The sequence below is a fragment of the Streptomyces barkulensis genome (assembly GCF_002843305.1).
GTDB classification, from domain to species: domain Bacteria; phylum Actinomycetota; class Actinomycetes; order Streptomycetales; family Streptomycetaceae; genus Streptomyces; species Streptomyces barkulensis.
This window is the reverse complement of sequence record NZ_PGSG01000071.1, coordinates 1-15691: the sequence shown is the minus strand read 5'-3', so window position 1 is coordinate 15691 and position 15691 is coordinate 1. Positions and strand designations below refer to the sequence as shown.

15 protein-coding genes and 1 tRNA gene are annotated in these 15691 nt (G+C 71.0%); 10 read left to right on the top strand and 6 right to left on the bottom strand.

From position 1 onward, the window contains the following. Positions 1–48 precede the first annotated feature (48 nt). Entirely contained in the window at positions 49–378 is a 330-nt protein-coding gene (locus CUT83_RS13630; protein ID WP_101256104.1) for a deoxyxylulose-5-phosphate synthase, read from the top strand. Here the strand turns inward: CUT83_RS13630 and CUT83_RS13625 are convergent. After that, complete coding sequence (locus CUT83_RS13625; protein WP_420882382.1) at positions 356–727, bottom strand: NsdA family TPR-like regulatory protein; 372 nt, start codon at positions 725–727, stop codon at positions 356–358. The two genes, CUT83_RS13630 and CUT83_RS13625, sit on opposite strands and share 23 nt — an antisense overlap. A 58-nt stretch (positions 728–785) precedes the next feature. Between CUT83_RS13625 and CUT83_RS13620 the strand changes: the two genes are divergently transcribed. Beyond that, positions 786–1202, top strand: coding sequence for a RelB antitoxin-like protein (locus CUT83_RS13620; protein WP_101256103.1), 417 nt, complete (start codon positions 786–788; stop codon positions 1200–1202). Then, positions 1199–1624 carry a cytotoxic translational repressor of toxin-antitoxin stability system gene (locus CUT83_RS13615; RefSeq protein ID WP_101256102.1) on the top strand — a complete coding sequence of 142 codons (426 nt, stop codon included), beginning with the start codon at positions 1199–1201 and terminating at the stop codon, positions 1622–1624. The genes CUT83_RS13620 and CUT83_RS13615 overlap by 4 nt, the downstream gene beginning before the upstream one ends. Positions 1625–1806: 182 nt before the next feature. On the opposite strand, the gene CUT83_RS13610 is transcribed toward CUT83_RS13615, so the two are convergent. Beyond that, positions 1807–2709 (bottom strand): helix-turn-helix domain-containing protein, encoded by a 903-nt coding sequence (locus CUT83_RS13610; protein WP_101256101.1) that lies wholly within the window; start codon positions 2707–2709, stop codon positions 1807–1809. 199 nt (positions 2710–2908) lie between these two features. On the opposite strand from CUT83_RS13610, the gene CUT83_RS13605 reads away from it, so the two are divergent. Continuing rightward, positions 2909–4594: an MFS transporter gene (locus tag CUT83_RS13605; protein ID WP_240957597.1), complete on the top strand. Its 1686-nt coding sequence runs from the start codon at positions 2909–2911 to the stop codon at positions 4592–4594. On the opposite strand, the gene CUT83_RS13600 is transcribed toward CUT83_RS13605, so the two are convergent. Continuing rightward, positions 4583–4656, bottom strand: a tRNA-Gly gene (locus CUT83_RS13600). The two genes, CUT83_RS13605 and CUT83_RS13600, sit on opposite strands and share 12 nt — an antisense overlap. Positions 4657–4889: 233 nt before the next feature. Between CUT83_RS13600 and CUT83_RS30955 the strand changes: the two genes are divergently transcribed. The 3 genes from CUT83_RS30955 to CUT83_RS13585 all read left to right on the top strand — a co-directional run bounded on the left by CUT83_RS30955 (position 4890) and on the right by CUT83_RS13585 (position 6309). Next, entirely contained in the window at positions 4890–5078 is a 189-nt protein-coding gene (locus CUT83_RS30955; protein ID WP_101256100.1) for a hypothetical protein, read from the top strand. A 94-nt stretch (positions 5079–5172) separates the two neighbouring features. Further along, complete coding sequence (gene dcd / locus CUT83_RS13590; protein WP_093657735.1) at positions 5173–5748, top strand: dCTP deaminase; 576 nt, start codon at positions 5173–5175, stop codon at positions 5746–5748. Positions 5749–5811: 63 nt separating this feature from the next. Continuing rightward, complete coding sequence (locus tag CUT83_RS13585) at positions 5812–6309, top strand: phosphoribosyltransferase (protein WP_101256099.1); 498 nt, start codon at positions 5812–5814, stop codon at positions 6307–6309. A gap of 103 nt (positions 6310–6412) precedes the next feature. On the opposite strand, the gene CUT83_RS13580 is transcribed toward CUT83_RS13585, so the two are convergent. Both CUT83_RS13580 and CUT83_RS13575 read right to left on the bottom strand, forming a co-directional pair. Then, positions 6413–7456 carry a Yip1 family protein gene (locus CUT83_RS13580; RefSeq protein WP_101256098.1) on the bottom strand — a complete coding sequence of 348 codons (1044 nt, stop codon included), beginning with the start codon at positions 7454–7456 and terminating at the stop codon, positions 6413–6415. A gap of 197 nt (positions 7457–7653) precedes the next feature. After that, a complete protein-coding gene (locus CUT83_RS13575) occupies positions 7654–9126 on the bottom strand; it encodes an FG-GAP-like repeat-containing protein (protein WP_101256097.1) in 1473 nt (490 codons plus the stop codon). 222 nt (positions 9127–9348) lie between these two features. Here CUT83_RS13575 and CUT83_RS13570 point away from each other — a divergent pair, with 222 nt between their 5' ends. Then, positions 9349–9900 carry a hypothetical protein gene (locus CUT83_RS13570; RefSeq protein ID WP_240957595.1) on the top strand — a complete coding sequence of 184 codons (552 nt, stop codon included), beginning with the start codon at positions 9349–9351 and terminating at the stop codon, positions 9898–9900. 132 nt (positions 9901–10032) lie between these two features. Here the strand turns inward: CUT83_RS13570 and CUT83_RS13565 are convergent, their stop codons facing one another. After that, positions 10033–12309, bottom strand: a complete 2277-nt coding sequence (locus tag CUT83_RS13565) for a (Fe-S)-binding protein (protein ID WP_101256096.1) — start codon at positions 12307–12309, stop codon at positions 10033–10035. A gap of 292 nt (positions 12310–12601) precedes the next feature. Between CUT83_RS13565 and CUT83_RS13560 the strand changes: the two genes are divergently transcribed. Continuing rightward, complete coding sequence (locus CUT83_RS13560) at positions 12602–13834, top strand: PP2C family protein-serine/threonine phosphatase (RefSeq protein ID WP_101256095.1); 1233 nt, start codon at positions 12602–12604, stop codon at positions 13832–13834. A 268-nt stretch (positions 13835–14102) separates the two neighbouring features. Beyond that, positions 14103–15691: molecular chaperone DnaK (dnaK, locus tag CUT83_RS13555; RefSeq protein WP_101256094.1), on the top strand; the 1589-nt coding region annotated here is incomplete at its 3' end.

The following is a 15691-nucleotide window of genomic DNA, read 5'->3' as shown; positions in this document are numbered from 1 at the left end:
GTCCGTAAATCCGTTGGGCCGGGAAGGCGGCGGACCTACGCTGACCGCATGGGACACGCGAAGACCTCGTACGTCTGCCTGCCGTGCCGGGCCTCCTACAAGCAGCCCTACCCCGGTGACCACGAACGGCGGTGTCCCCGCTGCGGCGAGGGGCTGGCCCACGTCGGGTCGGCCTTCGCGACGCCCCGGAGGCGGGACGACGAGGGCTGGCGGGTGCTCACGGTGCTGGTGAACGCGGGAATCCACTTCCACAAGAGCTGCTGCGGCGGACCCGGCTACCGGCCCCGCACCCTTCGCGAGGTGCGGGAGCGGATGTCCTACGCGGCACGCACCGGAGAGCCGATCGCCCGGGCCCTCATACGCCCCGAGCTGCCCTGACCGCCCCCAGCGTTCCACCGGATCCCCGCCGACCGGCACGGCCGCTCCGATGATCCGCGAGCGCGGCCGGGTCGTACCGGCCCGAGAGCCCGGCGGGTGACTCGGCCTTCTCCATCGCCACCTCCGCGTCCTTGAGATGGGTCAGGGCGGTGCGGCGGTCGCCAGTCCGGCCGGCGGCATACGCCTGCCGGCCGGCGAGGAAGGCGCGCATACGGGGTCCGGCCTGTGGGGAGGCGGCGGCAGCGGCGTCGGCCAGGCGCAGGGCCTGAGGCCCGTGGCCGAGGTCGGCGGCCTGGACGCTCATGCCGCACAGCGTGGTGCAGTAGGCCAGGTACGTAACGTACTTCAAGTACTTGACGTACCTGTGGGAGGAGGGCATCCTGAACGGAACACCGGAGGAGGACGCCATGTCCGCAGTGCACTACGAGAGCTACACCGAAGCGCGTGCGCACCTCAAGGATCTCCTCGACGCGGCCGGTGAGGGCCGTGTGGCGACGGTACGCCGGGACACGGGCCGTGCCGCAGTCGTGGACGTCGAGCGACTGCGTCACTACCTGTCCCTGGTTTGCTCGGCGAAGGCGCAGGTCGTCGCCGAGGCCGGGGGTTGGTCGATCTTCATCCCCGGACTTCCGGTGGCGGCGGACGGGGCGTCCTTCGACGAGGCCGTCAGCGAGATGGTGGACGCCCTGCGCGAGTACGCCGAGGACTGGCAGGACCGCCTGCGTTCGGCCCCCAACCACCAGGACAACTGGGGCCTGGTGCAGCTGATCGCCCTGAGCGATGACCGGCAGCTGGCGGACTGGCTGGTCGGGACCGGCCGGTGAGCCGACCGCAACCGGACCGCGAACGCCATGAGCGGTTCTGCGTCGTCGAAGAATGGGTGAGGGTGCGAGACGCGCGCGGGCGCACCGGCACGCATCACATCACTTACGAGCTGAGGCTGCACGACGGGCGTGTCCTGCGTACGCGGATCTCCCACCCTGTGGACCGCACGGTCTACGGCGCGGGGCTGTGGGGACACATCCTGCGTGACCAACTGGATGTCACCGAAGACGAGTTCTGGGACTGCGTGCTCGACGGCCGGCTTCCGGACCGGGGGGTCCCGGCGGTGCCGAAGGAGGCGCTGCCCGCGGACCTGGTGTATCTACTGATCCACCGGGTCGGTCTCGCGGAGGAGACAGTGGCCGAGATGACCATGGACGAGGCAGTGACTCGGCTCCAGCGGTACTGGACCGAAGGCAACTGAGCAAGGGCGGTCGCCATGGGCGACTCCGCCTCTTGGGCGGCGGCGAGCCCGTCTCGACGGCCTGTCCTGCCCGCAGGGTGGCTACATCGCCGGACAGCAGGCGGAAGGCACGACCTTCCGAATCCGGCCCGCCGCACAGGGAATGAAACGGCGGGCCGGGGCTTCTTGCGGGCAGGGCGCCGTCATGCGCCGCGGAACTCGTTCTCCACCAGGCCCTCCGGCACCCGTTCCCCGGGCGCGGTGGCACTGTCCAGGAGCCGCAGGGCCGCGTCGGACGGCGAGCCGGGCTCGGCGCTGTAGGCGATCATGCGCTGCCCCGAGTCGCCGGGGATGTGGAGGTTCTCGAAGGCGAGTTCCATGGCGCCGACCACGGGGTGGCGGAAGTGCTTGACGCCCGAGGTGCAGGTGCGCACCGGGTGCCCGGCCCACCGGGAGGCGAAGTCGGGGCTCCGCATCGCGAGTTGCCCGACGAGTTCGGCCAGCCGGCGGTCGTCGGGGTGGCGCCCGGCCACCAGGCGCAGTGAGGCGACCGCGAGCCGGGCCTCCTCGTGCCAGTCGGCGTACAGGGTGCGGAAGTTCTCGTCGAGGAAGAGCAGTTGGGTGAGGTTGGGGCGGGCGCTCGGGTCGTCCGGCCCCCTGGCGTCCAGGTGCCCGGCCAGCAGCGCGTGGCCCAGCCGGTTCCAGGCGAGGATGTCGTTGCGGCGGTCCAGCACCAGGGCGGGCACCGCCGTCATGGCGGACAGCAGCTGCCGGGCCGACGCGCTCACGTACTCCGCCCGCGGTGCGGCGGGGGTGCGCCGGGGGGACGCGGGGCGGGCCAGGTCCCTCAGGTGGGCGGTCTCGTCGTCGGTCAGCCGCAGCGCCCGGGCGATCGCGTCCAGGACGGAGTCCGAGGCGGTCGTCGCCCGTCCCTGTTCCAGGCGGGTGTAGTGGGTGACGCTGACGCCGGCGAGCATCGCCAGCTCCTCGCGGCGCAGCCCCGGCACGCGGCGCCGGCCGGTGTGTCGCAGCAGACCGACGTCCTCCGGGCGGAGGTCGCCGCGGCGGTTCCTCAGGAAGTTCCCCAGCTCGGACGACGCGCTCATCGGCACCCCTCGGGTCGGCGGCTGCGGTCTCCATGATGCCCGCGCCGGACGGCCCGCGCCGCGGCCCAGGGTGGTCCTGTTGTGACCACCCTGCGCGATGCCGGTCTCAGGCGGGTTCTGGCTGGGGTGCCGCGTCCCGGCGAGGCTCTTCTCGCGACTTCCGCGACGAGCGCGTGAGAGAAGAGAAGGGAACCCCCTGATGAGCGTCATCGACACGGCCGGTGCGAGACCGGCCGAGGAGCCGCCCCCCACCCGGCTCACCCCGCGGCTGCGGCTGGTGCTGGTCATCCTGCTGGCCGCGCAGTTCATGCTGGCCGTGGACTTCTCCATCCTGAACGTGGCCCTGCCGGTCATCGGCGAGGGCCTGGGCTTCGAGCTGGCCAACCTCCAGTGGATCGCGACGTCCTTCGCGCTGTGCGCGGCCGGTTTCACGCTGCTGTTCGGGCGTATCGCGGACCTGTTCGGCCGCAGGCGGCTGTTCCTGGGCGGCCTGCTGGTCCTGGGCGCGGCATCGCTGCTGGGCGGTCTGGCGACCTCGCCCGAACTGCTCATCGTGGCGCGGATCCTCCAGGGTCTGGCGACGGCCGCGGTGACGCCGGCGGGCCTGTCGCTGCTGACCACCTCCTTCCCCGAGGGGACGCTGCGGGACAAGGCGCTGGGACTCAACGGGGCGCTCATGTCGGCCGGGTTCACCACCGGCGCCATCCTCGGCGGCCTGCTGACCGACCTGCTCTCCTGGCGCTGGGCCTTCTTCGTCAACGTGCCGGTCGTCGCCGTCGTGCTGGCCGCCGCGGTGGTGGTGATCAAGGAGTCGCGTCCGGAGGGCCGCCCGAGGCTGGACCTGCCCGGCGCCGTCACCGTCACGCTCGGCCTGCTGGCCGTCGTCCTCGGCCTCACCCAGGCCGGTGAGCACGGCTGGACCTCGCCCGTCGCACTGGGCTCCCTCGCGGCGGGCGTGGCGCTGCTGCTGCTCTTCCACGCGATCGAGAGCAGGGCGGCCTCCCCGCTGGTGCCGGTGGGGGTGCTGCGCCGGCGCAACGTGGCCTGGGGCAACGTCGCCGGCCTGATCGCCTTCCTCACCGAGACCTCACTGGTCTTCCTGATGACCCTCTACCTCCAGAAGGTCCTGGACTTCTCCCCGCTCTCCGCCGGTCTGTCGTTCGGTGTGCTGGGCATCGGAACGGTCATCGGCGGGTCCGTCGCCCCGCGGGTCGTCGGGCGGATCGGCACACGGTCGACGCTGATCGCCGGCGGCCTGCTGCAGACCGCCGCCACCGCGGCACTCCTCGGCCTCGGCGACGACCGGTCGTGGCGCACGCCCCGGCCGACGGCGGCCGAACGCACCGGCGCAAGCAGCACTGACCACTCCGGTTGTCGGTGCTCGCGGCTATGGTCGCGGGCGCGCGGTCGGCTTCCGGGGGTTCCAGCTCCGAAGGGAATGGTTGCATCCCCGGCCTGTCCGGGGGCGGCCTGGAAGCAGTCCAGGACCCAACCGACGGTCGGGCAACGTCGATGGCCAAGCGATGACCTGCCTGCGCCGGCCGTGCACAACCCCTCGTCAAGAACGAGCGAGGGTAAACGCTTTCAAGGCCTGTGGGTGCCGCCGAGTGAAGCGTCCGGAGCCGTGGCCCACGTCCAGGGCCATCCGGCGGTGCCTGCCGGACGCCGGCGCACGAGACGGAACGGGGGGCCGACGCTGAGCCGGCACGGGCCGGGAGTCCGTGAGCTACAGGCCGTGAAGAGCCTCGCAGAGGCTACTGCAGGCACTCCAGCCGCCGAACCGCGGTCCTCCCCCTCCCCCAGCACCGCTGGAACGGCGCTGAGGAGCCCGTGCAACGAGCAAGGCCCAGGTCGCCGACCTGGGCCTTCGTCATGGAGCGGGTGACGGGAATCGAACCCGCGCTCTGAGCTTGGGAAGCTCATGTTCTACCATTAAACTACACCCGCGAGGAGCGGACGATCACGTCGCTCACCGACGCACACTGTACCCCATACCGGGCCCCCGGCGCACAGCCGAGGGGTCCTTTTCGTCGTGTCCCCGGGGCGTGTGACGGGCGGGTTTCCGGGAAGCGGGGGAAGGGAGTTGGGGCGTACGGTGGGTGCGGAGCGCCGGGTGCGGGGCAGGCCGATTGATCCCCTAATGTGGCTTTGGTCGTACACGTAGTGGGGAGAGGTAGGCGATGGAGTCCACCGTCGTTCAGTGTGCCGATGGGCATGTGTTCAGCACCTCGACGTTCCCGATGCAGAACCTCGGAAGCGGCCGGATCGGTCCGGGCCGACTGCTGCGGTGTCCGCGGTGTGCGCGGCTGAGGCAGGCAGTGCCGGTGGCGCGGCAGGCCGTGACGGGCATGGAGGCCGTGAGGCGCTGAGGTGTCGAGGCGGCCGTGGTGAGCGGTCGTGACGGGTGAGGGCACGCGGGCCCGGTGCGCAGGCGCCGGGCCCGCTGTCTGTACGCTCGACGTCGTGCTTCTCTCAGACAAGGACATCCGGGCCGAGGTCGACTCCGGGCGGGTGAGGATCGATCCGTACGACCCGGCGATGGTGCAGCCGTCCAGCATCGACGTGCGGCTGGACCGCTTCTTCCGGGTGTTCGAGAACCACCGCTACCCCCACATCGACCCCGCGGTCGAGCAGTCCGACCTGACGCGGCTGATCGAGCCGGAGGGGGACGAGCCGTTCATCCTCCACCCGGGCGAGTTCGTGCTGGCCTCCACCTACGAGGTCGTCACCCTGCCCGACGACATCGCCTCCCGGCTGGAGGGCAAGAGCTCGCTGGGGCGGCTGGGCCTGCTGACGCACTCCACGGCCGGCTTCATCGACCCCGGCTTCTCCGGACATGTGACGCTGGAGCTGTCGAACGTGGCGACGTTGCCGATCAAGCTCTGGCCCGGAATGAAGATCGGGCAGCTGTGCATGTTCCGTCTCTCCTCGCCCGCCGAGCACCCATACGGCTCCGCCCGCTACGGCTCCCGCTACCAGGGGCAGCGCGGCCCGACGCCCTCGCGCTCCTATCTGAACTTCCACCGCACGCAGGTCTGAGCGGACAGCGGACAGCGGGCAGCCAGGAGCCAGGAGCGAGGAGCGAGGAGCGAGGAGAGGCACATGGGCGACGAGCGGGAGAATCTGACCTACGAGCTGTTCGGGCGGGCGATCCGGGAGCTGGCGCGGACCGTCGCGGACGACGGCTACGAGCCGGACATGATCCTGTCCATCGCGCGCGGCGGGCTGTTCGTCGCCGGAGGGCTCGGCTACGCGCTGGACGTGAAGAACCTGCATGTGATGAACGTGGAGTTCTACACCGGCGTCGGCACGACGCTGGAGATGCCCGTCATGCTGCCGCCGGTGCCCAACGTCGTCGACCTGAGCGAGAAGAGGGTCCTGGTCGCCGACGACGTCGCCGACAGCGGCAGGACGCTCAAGCTGGTGCACGACTTCTGCGCCGAGCATGTGGCCGAGGTGCGGTCCGCGGTGGTCTACGAGAAGCCGCGGTCGCTGGTGAAGTGCGAGTACGTGTGGAAGCGCACCGATCGCTGGATCGACTTCCCGTGGAGTGTGGAACCGCCGGTCGTACGGCGGGAGGGGCAGGTTCTCGACTCCTGAGATGCCTGACATGCCTGACACGTGAAGGGGGCCCGCGCCGGTGCGCGGGCCCCCTTCACGTGCGGGCAGCGTGTGCGGGCGTACGGGCCGTACCCGCCGCGCCCTACAGGGTGCCGAGCTTGAACAGCGCCAGCAGCGCGATCAGCTGGATCGCACAGGCGCCCAGCGCCTTCGGCCAGGGCAGGTCGTGCGAGCGGCGGACCATCGAGGTGAGCAGCACGCCCGCCGCGAGCAGGGTGATCCAGCCGACGACCTGGACCACCGTGGCGCTGCCGCCCAGGAACATCGCCAGCAGCAGCCGCGGCGCGTCCGTGATCGTCATGATCAGCATGGACAGGCCGACGGTCGGCGCCCACAGTCCCTCACCGCCGAGCTGGCGGGCCAGGGTGTGGGTGACCACGCCCATCAGCAGGGCGGAGACGACGACGGCCACACCGGTGATCAGCACGAACGGGATCGCGTTGGAGAGCGTGGAGTTGATCGCGTCCTCGCGGGCCCGGTCGAAGCCGAAGACGGCGAGCAGGCCGTAGACGAAGGTGACGATGAGCGCCGGGCCCCACACCGAGTGGTCGCGCATCTGCCAGAAGGTGGCGCCGGGGCGCAGCACGATGCCGCTCAGCAGCTGCTTCCAGTGCAGCCGCGGGCCGGAGGGCGCCACGGGCGGCTGGCCCGCCGCGTAGGTGCCGCCGTCGGTGTAGCCGTCGCCGACCGGGTGGCCCGGCTGCGGGGGGTGGCCGTGGTCGGGGGCCTCGCCGAAGCTGAACATCTGGGTGTGCCCGGGGTTGTTGGCGGGGTCGTGCGCGGGCGGGCGCACCTGTCCGCCGTGTCCGGGGTGGTGGCCGCCGTGGCCCGGCTCGCCGAAGTACTCCGGCTCGCCGTGCCGTCCGCCGCCCTGGCGCCAGAGGGTGTGCCCGGGCCGACCGGGCTGTACGGGTTGCTGCCCCGGCTGCGCGGGAGGCGCGTACGGCGGCTGCCCGGGTGTGCCGGGAGCCTGCTGCGGGGGGCGGTGCCCTTGCTGTCGTGCGTTCCGGGGATCCCGGCCGTGTCCCATCCTGAATCCAGCCACGCCTTCGAACGTACCGTGTCCGGCCGTACGGGGTGTCGTGGGCCGGGCGGCGGGCCGCGCATTGCCGCCGAGCTGTGACATCCCCCAGGGGGACCCCGTGGGGGATGCCCCCGGGCGGGGGTGGGGTTGCCCGTAGGGGACGGCCGTGGGGCCCGGTCCGTCGACCGGGCCCCACGGGGGCGCGTGTGCACAGAAGTGCCGCCGAAAGGCCGCCGAAGTGTCGCCGAAACGCCGCCGAAGCGGCGGCCGGAGTGGCGGCCGAGGTGACGCGGAGGGCGTCAGCCGGCGAAGTTGACGCCGAACAGCGGGGTGCCGGCCGTGGAGACGCCCACCCTGCTGACGGAGAGGAAGTAGCCGCCGCCGGCGATCTGCGTCCCGTCGGAACGGAGCGCGGTGACAGCGCCGTTGCCGTTGTTCTCGCCCAGGGCGCCGACCGTCAGGTCCGCCAGGCCGTCGCCGTTCATGTCGGCGAGGTGGACGTCGCTGCCGAACTGGTCGTCGGTCTCGTTGCCGCCGGGGATGCCGGGGGTGTCCTGGTGGATGAACTGCGAGCCGGAGCCGGTGAGGCCGGAGCCGTCCGCCGCGCCGTACAGGACGACGACCGCACCGGTGTACTGCACGTCGCCCAGGGACTCGCCGGGGGCGCCGACGGCCAGGTCGAGGTGGCCGTCGCCGTTGACGTCGCCCAGGTCCAGTTCGGAGCCGAAGCTGTCGTACCGCTCCGAGCCGCCGGGGATGCCGGGGGAGTCCTGGGTGAAGGACTGGCGGTTGCCGTTGGGGCCGGAGGGGGAGCCGTGGAGGACGTTGACCAGACCGCCGGTGCGGCTGCCGGGGACGCCGGAGTCGGAGTCGAAGTGCATGCCGATGACGATGTCGCCGAAGCCGTCGCTGTTGACGTCGCCGATGTCGGTGATCAGGCCGGCGGGGAGCTTCTGCTGGCCGCTCGCGGTCAGACCGGAGGCGGAGCCGGGGACGTAGTAGTTGGCGTTCCAGTGGTACTCGCCGTCACTGGAGTCCCGCTCGAAGCCGTCCACCACCAGGTCGGCGATGTCGTCGCCGTTGACGTCGCCGGAGTGGAGGTTCTTCGGGCCGGTGTCGGCTCCGCTGAGGATGGCGGGACGGACACCGTAGGCGCCGCCGTGCTCCCCCTTGCCCTTGCCGAAGCCGCCGCGGAAGACGCGGACGTAGGAAGAGCTGGTGCCGACGGCCAGGTCGGCCTTGTCGTCGCCGTCGTAGTCGGCGGCGTCCAGCACGTAGCCGAAGCGGTCGTGGGAGCTCGGCGAGGGGTCGGGGACGGTGGTGCCCCCGTACAGACCCGAGGCGGAGCCCCAGATGATCTGGATCGTGCCGCCGTTGACGTCGTCGCCGACCTTCTCGTACGGGGCGCCGACGGCGAGGTCGGTGAAGCCGTCGTTGTTGAAGTCGGCCGCGGTGGTGTCGAGGCCGAAGCGGTCGCCGGCCTCGGGGACACCGGGCACCCCGGGGCTGTCCTGGCTGATGACGGTGCGCTTGGAGGTGGTGGTGATGCCCGCGGCGGAGCCGTAGAGCACCACGACCTGGCCCGCGTTCTTCTGGCCGTCGACGGTGGCGAGGGGGGCCGAGACGGCGAGGTCGCGGTAGCCGTCGCCGTTGAAGTCGGCGGTCGGGCGGTCGCCTTCGGCGGCGGCCGTGCCGGCGGTGGCGGCCACCAGACCGCCGGTCAGGGCCGCAACGGTCGCGGCCGCGAGGGCCGTACGGAAACGATTGTGCACTCGGAACTCTCCTGCTGCACGAGGAGGATGCCGCCAGGCATCCCGGACTGATGTGGCCAAATCCGCCCGCTTCGCCGGGCGTTGGCCAGGAATTCACGCGGAGGTGGCCAACAGGAGACCTCCGGGGGTGCGCCGGGGTTGTACGGGAGGCGGAAGTTTCTTCACCGGCCGGGCACGGGACCGTCTGTCGCCGGTACGGGTTCGTCGGCCATACTGCCCGCCGTGGAACAGCTCAGAGGTCCGGTCATCCCGCCCGTAACCGCAGCCGGCACCGATCCGGCCTACATCCCCGGCCTCGCTCCGCCGAGCCCCGACCGGGCCGGTGAGGAGGCCGCCGACGAGGAGGTGGAGCAGAAGCAGGAGGAGACCCCTGCCGGGGAGGCCGCCTCGGAGGAGGCCGCCGAGGAGACCGCCGGTGACCAGCAGCCCGCCGGTGGGCAGGAGCCCGGCGACCGGGAGGAGGGGGACGGCGAGCAGGACGGGGACGAGGACGGCGAACCCGCCTTCGAGGCGTCCGACCGCCGCGGCTCGATAGCCGCCGGCCGTTTCGGGGTGGTGTTCCGGCTGGACGGCGAGGAGGCCCGGTTCCCCTGGGACGAGATCGGTGCGGTCGAGACGGACCTTCCGCGCTTCGGGCGCCGGTTCTCCGTGTCGGTCTGCACGACCGCCCGCCGCTGGTACGAGGCCGACGTCGACGCACCCTCCCGGAAGGTCCTGAAGGAGTGGGACGAGGAGTTCGACACCGTCCTGGACGAGTGGTTCGGCGAGGACTGAGGAGCCGGGAGAAGGGCCGGGCCGGGACGGCACGGCCGGAGGACGCAGAACGGCGGAGGCCGGTCCCGCATCCCGCGGGACCGGCCTCCGCCGTCTTGCGTACTGCCCGGCGTGCTGCCCGGAGCGTGACCGCTAGGAGGCGGGCTCGGGCTCGGGAGCCGGCTCCGTGCCGGCCGGGCCCTCCGGCTCCGCCGGGGTTTTGACCGACTCCAGCAGGAGCTGGGCGACGTCCACGACCTGGACGTTCTCCTTGGCCTTGCCCTCGTTCTTCTTGCCGTTGACCGAGTCGGTCAGCATCACCAGGCAGAACGGGCAGGCGGTGGAGACGATGTCCGGGTTCAGCGACAGCGCCTCGTCCACGCGCTCGGTGTTGATGCGCTTGCCGATGCGCTCCTCCATCCACATCCGCGCGCCGCCGGCGCCGCAGCAGAAGCCCCGCTCCTTGTGGCGGTGCATCTCCTCGTTGCGCAGGCCGGGCACCTTGCCGATGATCTCGCGCGGCGGCGTGTAGACCTTGTTGTGGCGGCCCAGGTAGCACGGGTCGTGGTAGGTGATCAGACCCTCGACCGGCGTGACCGGCACCAGGCGTCCCTCGTCGATGAGGTGCTGGAGCAGCTGGGTGTGGTGGATGACCTCGTAGTGCCCGCCGAGCTGCGGGTACTCGTTGGCGATCGTGTTGAAGCAGTGCGGGCAGGTCGCGACGATCTTCTTCTTGGACCGTTCGACGGTGACGCCCTCGTCCTCGTCCTCGCCGAAGGCCATGTTCAGCATGGCCACGTTCTCGGCGCCGAGCTGCTGGAAGAGGAACTCGTTGCCCAGGCGGCGGGGGGAGTCACCGCTGCACTTCTCGTCGCCGCCCATGATCGCGAACTTCACGCCCGCGATGTGCAGCAGCTCGGCGAAGGCCTTGGTGGTCTTCTTGGCCCGGTCCTCCAGGGCGCCGGCGCAGCCGACCCAGTACAGGTACTCGACCTCGGTGAGGTCCTCGATGTCCTTGCCGACGACCGGGACCTCGAAGCCTGTCTCCCGCTGAAGCTCCTTGGTCCACTCCAGCCGCTGCTTCTTGGCCAGCCCCCAGGGGTTGCCCTTCTTCTCCAGGTTCTTGAGCATCGTGCCCGCCTCGGACGGGAACGAGGACTCGATCATCACCTGGTAGCGGCGCATGTCGACGATGTGGTCGACGTGCTCGATGTCGACGGGGCACTGCTCGACGCAGGCGCCGCAGGTGGTGCAGGACCACAGCACGTCCGGGTCGATGACGCCGTTCTCCTCCAGCGTCCCGACCAGCGGGCGCTCGGCCTCGGCCAGGGCGGCGGCGGGAACGTCCTTCAGCTGCTCCTCGGTGGCCTTCTCCTCGCCCTCCATGTCCTTGCCGCCGCCGGCCAGCAGGTAGGGGGCCTTGGCGTGCGCGTGGTCGCGCAGCGACATGATCAGCAGCTTGGGAGACAGCGGCTTGCCGGTGTTCCAGGCGGGGCACTGGGACTGGCAGCGGCCGCACTCGGTGCAGGTGGAGAAGTCGAGGATGCCCTTCCAGGAGAACTGCTCGACCTGGGAGACGCCGAAGGTGTCGTCCTCGCCCGGGTCCTCGAAGTCGATCGGCTTGCCGCCCGAGGTCATCGGCTGGAGGGCGCCGAGCGCCACGTCGCCGCTGGACTCGCGCTTGAACCAGATGTTGGGGAACGCCAGGAAGCGGTGCCAGGCGACGCCCATGGTGATGTTGAGCGACACCGTGATCATCCAGATCAGCGAGACGCTGATCTTGATCATCGCGGTGAAGTAGATCAGGTTCTGCAGCGTGCCGGTCTCCAGCCCGTCGAAGGCCTCGACCAGCGGGTAGGAGACGAAGTACGCCGCCTCGTAGCCCTCGACGTGGTGGATCGCGCCCTCCAGGCCGCGCAGCACCAGGATCGCCAGGCCGATGGTGAGGATGACGTACTCGACGAAGTACGCCTGCCAGGCGGTCGAACCGGCGAAGCGGGACTTGCGGCCGGGGCGGGTGGGCAGGTTCAGCAGCCGGATCGCGATCAGCACCAGGATGCCGGCGACCGTCATCAGGCCGATGAACTCGATGTACATCTCGAACGGCAGGAAGCCGCCGAGGACGGGGAGGACCCAGTCGGCCTGGAAGAGCTGCCCGTAAGCCTGGGCCAGGGTCGGCGGAAGGGTCAGGAAGCCGATCGCGACGAACCAGTGGGCGAAGCCGACGATCCCCCACCGGTTCATCCGGGTGTGGCCGAGGAACTCCTTGACCAGGGTGATCGTGCGCTGCTTCGGGTCGTCGGTCCGACTGCCCGCCGGTACGGACTGGCCGAGCCTCACGAAGCGGTAGATCTGCGCGACGGCGCGTGCCAAGAGCGCAACGCCGACCGCGGTGAGTACCAGCGAGACGACGATCGCGGCGAGTTGCATGGCGGCTCCTCGAACCTGCGGGGCGGTGCCTGCGGCTGCAAGCTTACTAAGCGGTAACTTATCCGATCTGTTCGAGACTACCCATGAACAGAGGCCGTCTGTAGCCACTCGTACGGTGATCTGCGTCGCTGAGGCGGCCCTTGCCCGGGAGGTGGCCGCGGGGCCTCGGGGAGGGCCCGGGAACGGAAGGGTGGATCCATCCTATAGACCTCCCGTATCTCATCCTCCGAATCGGTGTCGAATGCGGTAAAAAGGGATGCGTTCGTTTCCCGTGGCCGGGAAGGAAGTCCCTATGCGCACTCCGCGCGCGGGGCTCGCGCGGGTCTCCGCGAGGCTCTGGGAGAGCCTGTGGGGGCGGTTGTGGGTCTGGCTCCTCCTTCCCTGGCTGCTCGTTCTCGCGGTCGCCGTCATCGAGGTCACCGACGGGCTCCACGGCCGCGTCGCGCACGCCGGCTCCCTGCTCACCCCGGCACCCGCGCTCGCCGCGGTCCGCGGGCGCCCGCGCGACGTGCTCGCCGTCTCCGCCGCCGCCCTGGCCCTCGGGCTGGCCACCTCCTTCGAACCGGTCACGGCCGAGACGGACACCTCCACGACCGCACTGGTCTCACTGGCGGTGGTGAGTGCGGCCGGCCTGGTGGCGGCGGCGGTCCGGCGGCGGCGCGAGGGTCAGCTCGTCCGGATCCGGCAGGTCGCCGAGGCGGCCCAGCTCGCCCTCCTCTCCCCGGTGCCGCGCCGCACGGACGGGCTGCGCCTGGCGGCCAGGTACAGCGCCGCCGAGTCCGACACGCTGATCGGCGGTGACCTGTACGAGGTCGTGGTCCGCCCGGACCGCACCCGGCTGATCATCGGCGATGTGCGCGGCAAGGGTCTGCCCGCGATCCGTACGGCCGCCGCGGTGCTGGGCGCCTTCCGGGAGGCGGCCCAGTACGAGTCCGCTCTGACGACCGTGGCCGGACGCTGCTCGCGCGCGGTGGAGCGGTGCGCGCGGGAGGCGGCCGGCGGCGCCGGCCCGGACGCGGAGGCGGAGGCGGAGGCGGAGGCGGACGAGCTGTTCGTCACCGCCGCGCTGGTGGAGATCGAGGGCGGGCGGCTGCGCGTCGTCGACCTGGGGCATCCCCCGCCGCTGCTGCTCACCGCCGGGGGCTGCGAGCCGCTGGCGGTCGATCCGCTGCCGCCGCTGGGGCTGGTGCACGGGTTCACGGCCGGGTGGGACGACGAACGCGGTCTGACCGTCCACACCCGGTGGCGTCCCGGGGACCGGCTGCTGCTCCACACCGACGGCATCGACGAGGCGCGCGACGGCAGGGGGCGCTTCTTCCCGCTCGCCGAGACGCTGCGGGAACTGCGCGGGGTGCCCACCGAGCGGCTGCCGGACGAGCTGCTGGCGGCGGTCGCCCGGCACACCGGAGGGAGGCTGCGGGACGACGCGGCGGTCGTCGCCGTCGAGTTCTCGGCGGCCGGCGAGGCGGTCGGGGAGGCGGTCACGGGGGTGGCCGGGGAGACGGGGGCGGAAGAGGGGCGGTGAGGGCCGGATGGATCGGGCGGCACGGGGAAGGCTGCCCCGTCCGGGAGTCATGGCGGCCCGGCGGGCGTCCTGATTCTCCGGACGGCTCCCCCTGCGACCGGCGTTCCGCGGGCAGTTTCCGCGGGCAGTTGAGGCGGGAACCCCCGGCCATGAGCTCGGTTGCCGGAGGAGACTTGAGTCGACGCGACTCATGTCTCTTGACGCTGCCCGCCCTCCTGCTGCACTCTTGAGCCAGATCTACTCAAGGCATGAGCTGGAGGAACCCGAAATGGCACGAGCGGTCGGCATCGACCTGGGTACGACGAACTCCGTCGTCAGTGTTCTCGAGGGCGGTGAGCCCACCGTCATCACCAACGCCGAGGGCGCCAGGACCACGCCGTCCGTCGTCGCCTTCGCCAAGAACGGCGAGGTCCTCGTCGGTGAGGTCGCCAAGCGCCAGGCCGTCACCAACGTCGACAGGACGATCCGGTCGGTCAAGCGCCACATGGGCACCGACTGGAAGATCAACCTGGACGGCAAGGACTTCAACCCCCAGCAGATCAGCGCCTTCGTGCTGCAGAAGCTGAAGCGGGACGCCGAGGCGTACCTGGGCGAGAAGGTCACCGACGCGGTGATCACCGTCCCCGCCTACTTCAACGACCACGAGCGCCAGGCCACCAAGGAGGCCGGCGAGATCGCGGGCCTGAACGTCCTGCGCATCGTCAACGAGCCGACGGCCGCCGCCCTGGCCTACGGCCTGGAGAAGGACGACCAGACGATCCTGGTCTTCGACCTCGGCGGCGGCACCTTCGACGTCTCGCTGCTGGAGATCGGCGACGGCGTGGTGGAGGTGAAGGCCACCAACGGCGACAACCAGCTCGGCGGCGACGACTGGGACCAGCGGATCGTCGACTACCTGGTCAAGCAGTTCCAGTCCGGCCACGGCGTGGACCTGGCCAAGGACAAGATGGCCCTCCAGCGGCTGCGCGAGGCGGCGGAGAAGGCGAAGATCGAGCTCTCCAGCTCGACCGAGACCACCATCAACCTGCCCTACATCACCGCCTCGGCCGAGGGCCCGCTGCACCTGGACGAGAAGCTCACCCGGGCCCAGTTCCAGCAGCTCACCGCCGACCTGCTGGAGCGCTGCAAGATCCCGTTCCACAACGTGATCAAGGACGCGGGCATCCAGCTCTCCGAGATCGACCACGTCGTCCTCGTCGGCGGCTCGACCCGTATGCCGGCCGTCGCCGAGCTCGTCAAGGAGCTGACCGGCGGCAAGGAGGCGAACAAGGGCGTCAACCCCGACGAGGTCGTGGCCATCGGCGCCTCGCTGCAGGCCGGTGTCCTCAAGGGCGAGGTCAAGGACGTCCTGCTGCTGGACGTCACCCCGCTGTCCCTGGGCATCGAGACCAAGGGCGGCATCATGACCAAGCTGATCGAGCGCAACACCACGATCCCGACCAAGCGCTCGGAGATCTTCACCACCGCCGAGGACAACCAGCCCAGCGTGCAGATCCAGGTGTACCAGGGCGAGCGGGAGATCGCCGCGTACAACAAGAAGCTGGGCATGTTCGAGCTGACCGGGCTGCCGCCGGCGCCGCGCGGGGTGCCGCAGATCGAGGTCACCTTCGACATCGACGCCAACGGCATCATGCACGTGTCGGCCAAGGACCTGGGCACCGGCAAGGAGCAGCGGATGACCGTCACCGGCGGCTCGGCGCTGCCCAAGGACGACATCGAGCGGATGATGCGGGAGGCCGAGCAGTACGCGGAGGAGGACCACCGGCGCCGGGAGGCGGCCGAGACCCGCAACCAGGCCGAGCAGCTCGTCTACACCACCGAGAAGTTCCTGACGGACAACGCCGACAAGGTGCCCGG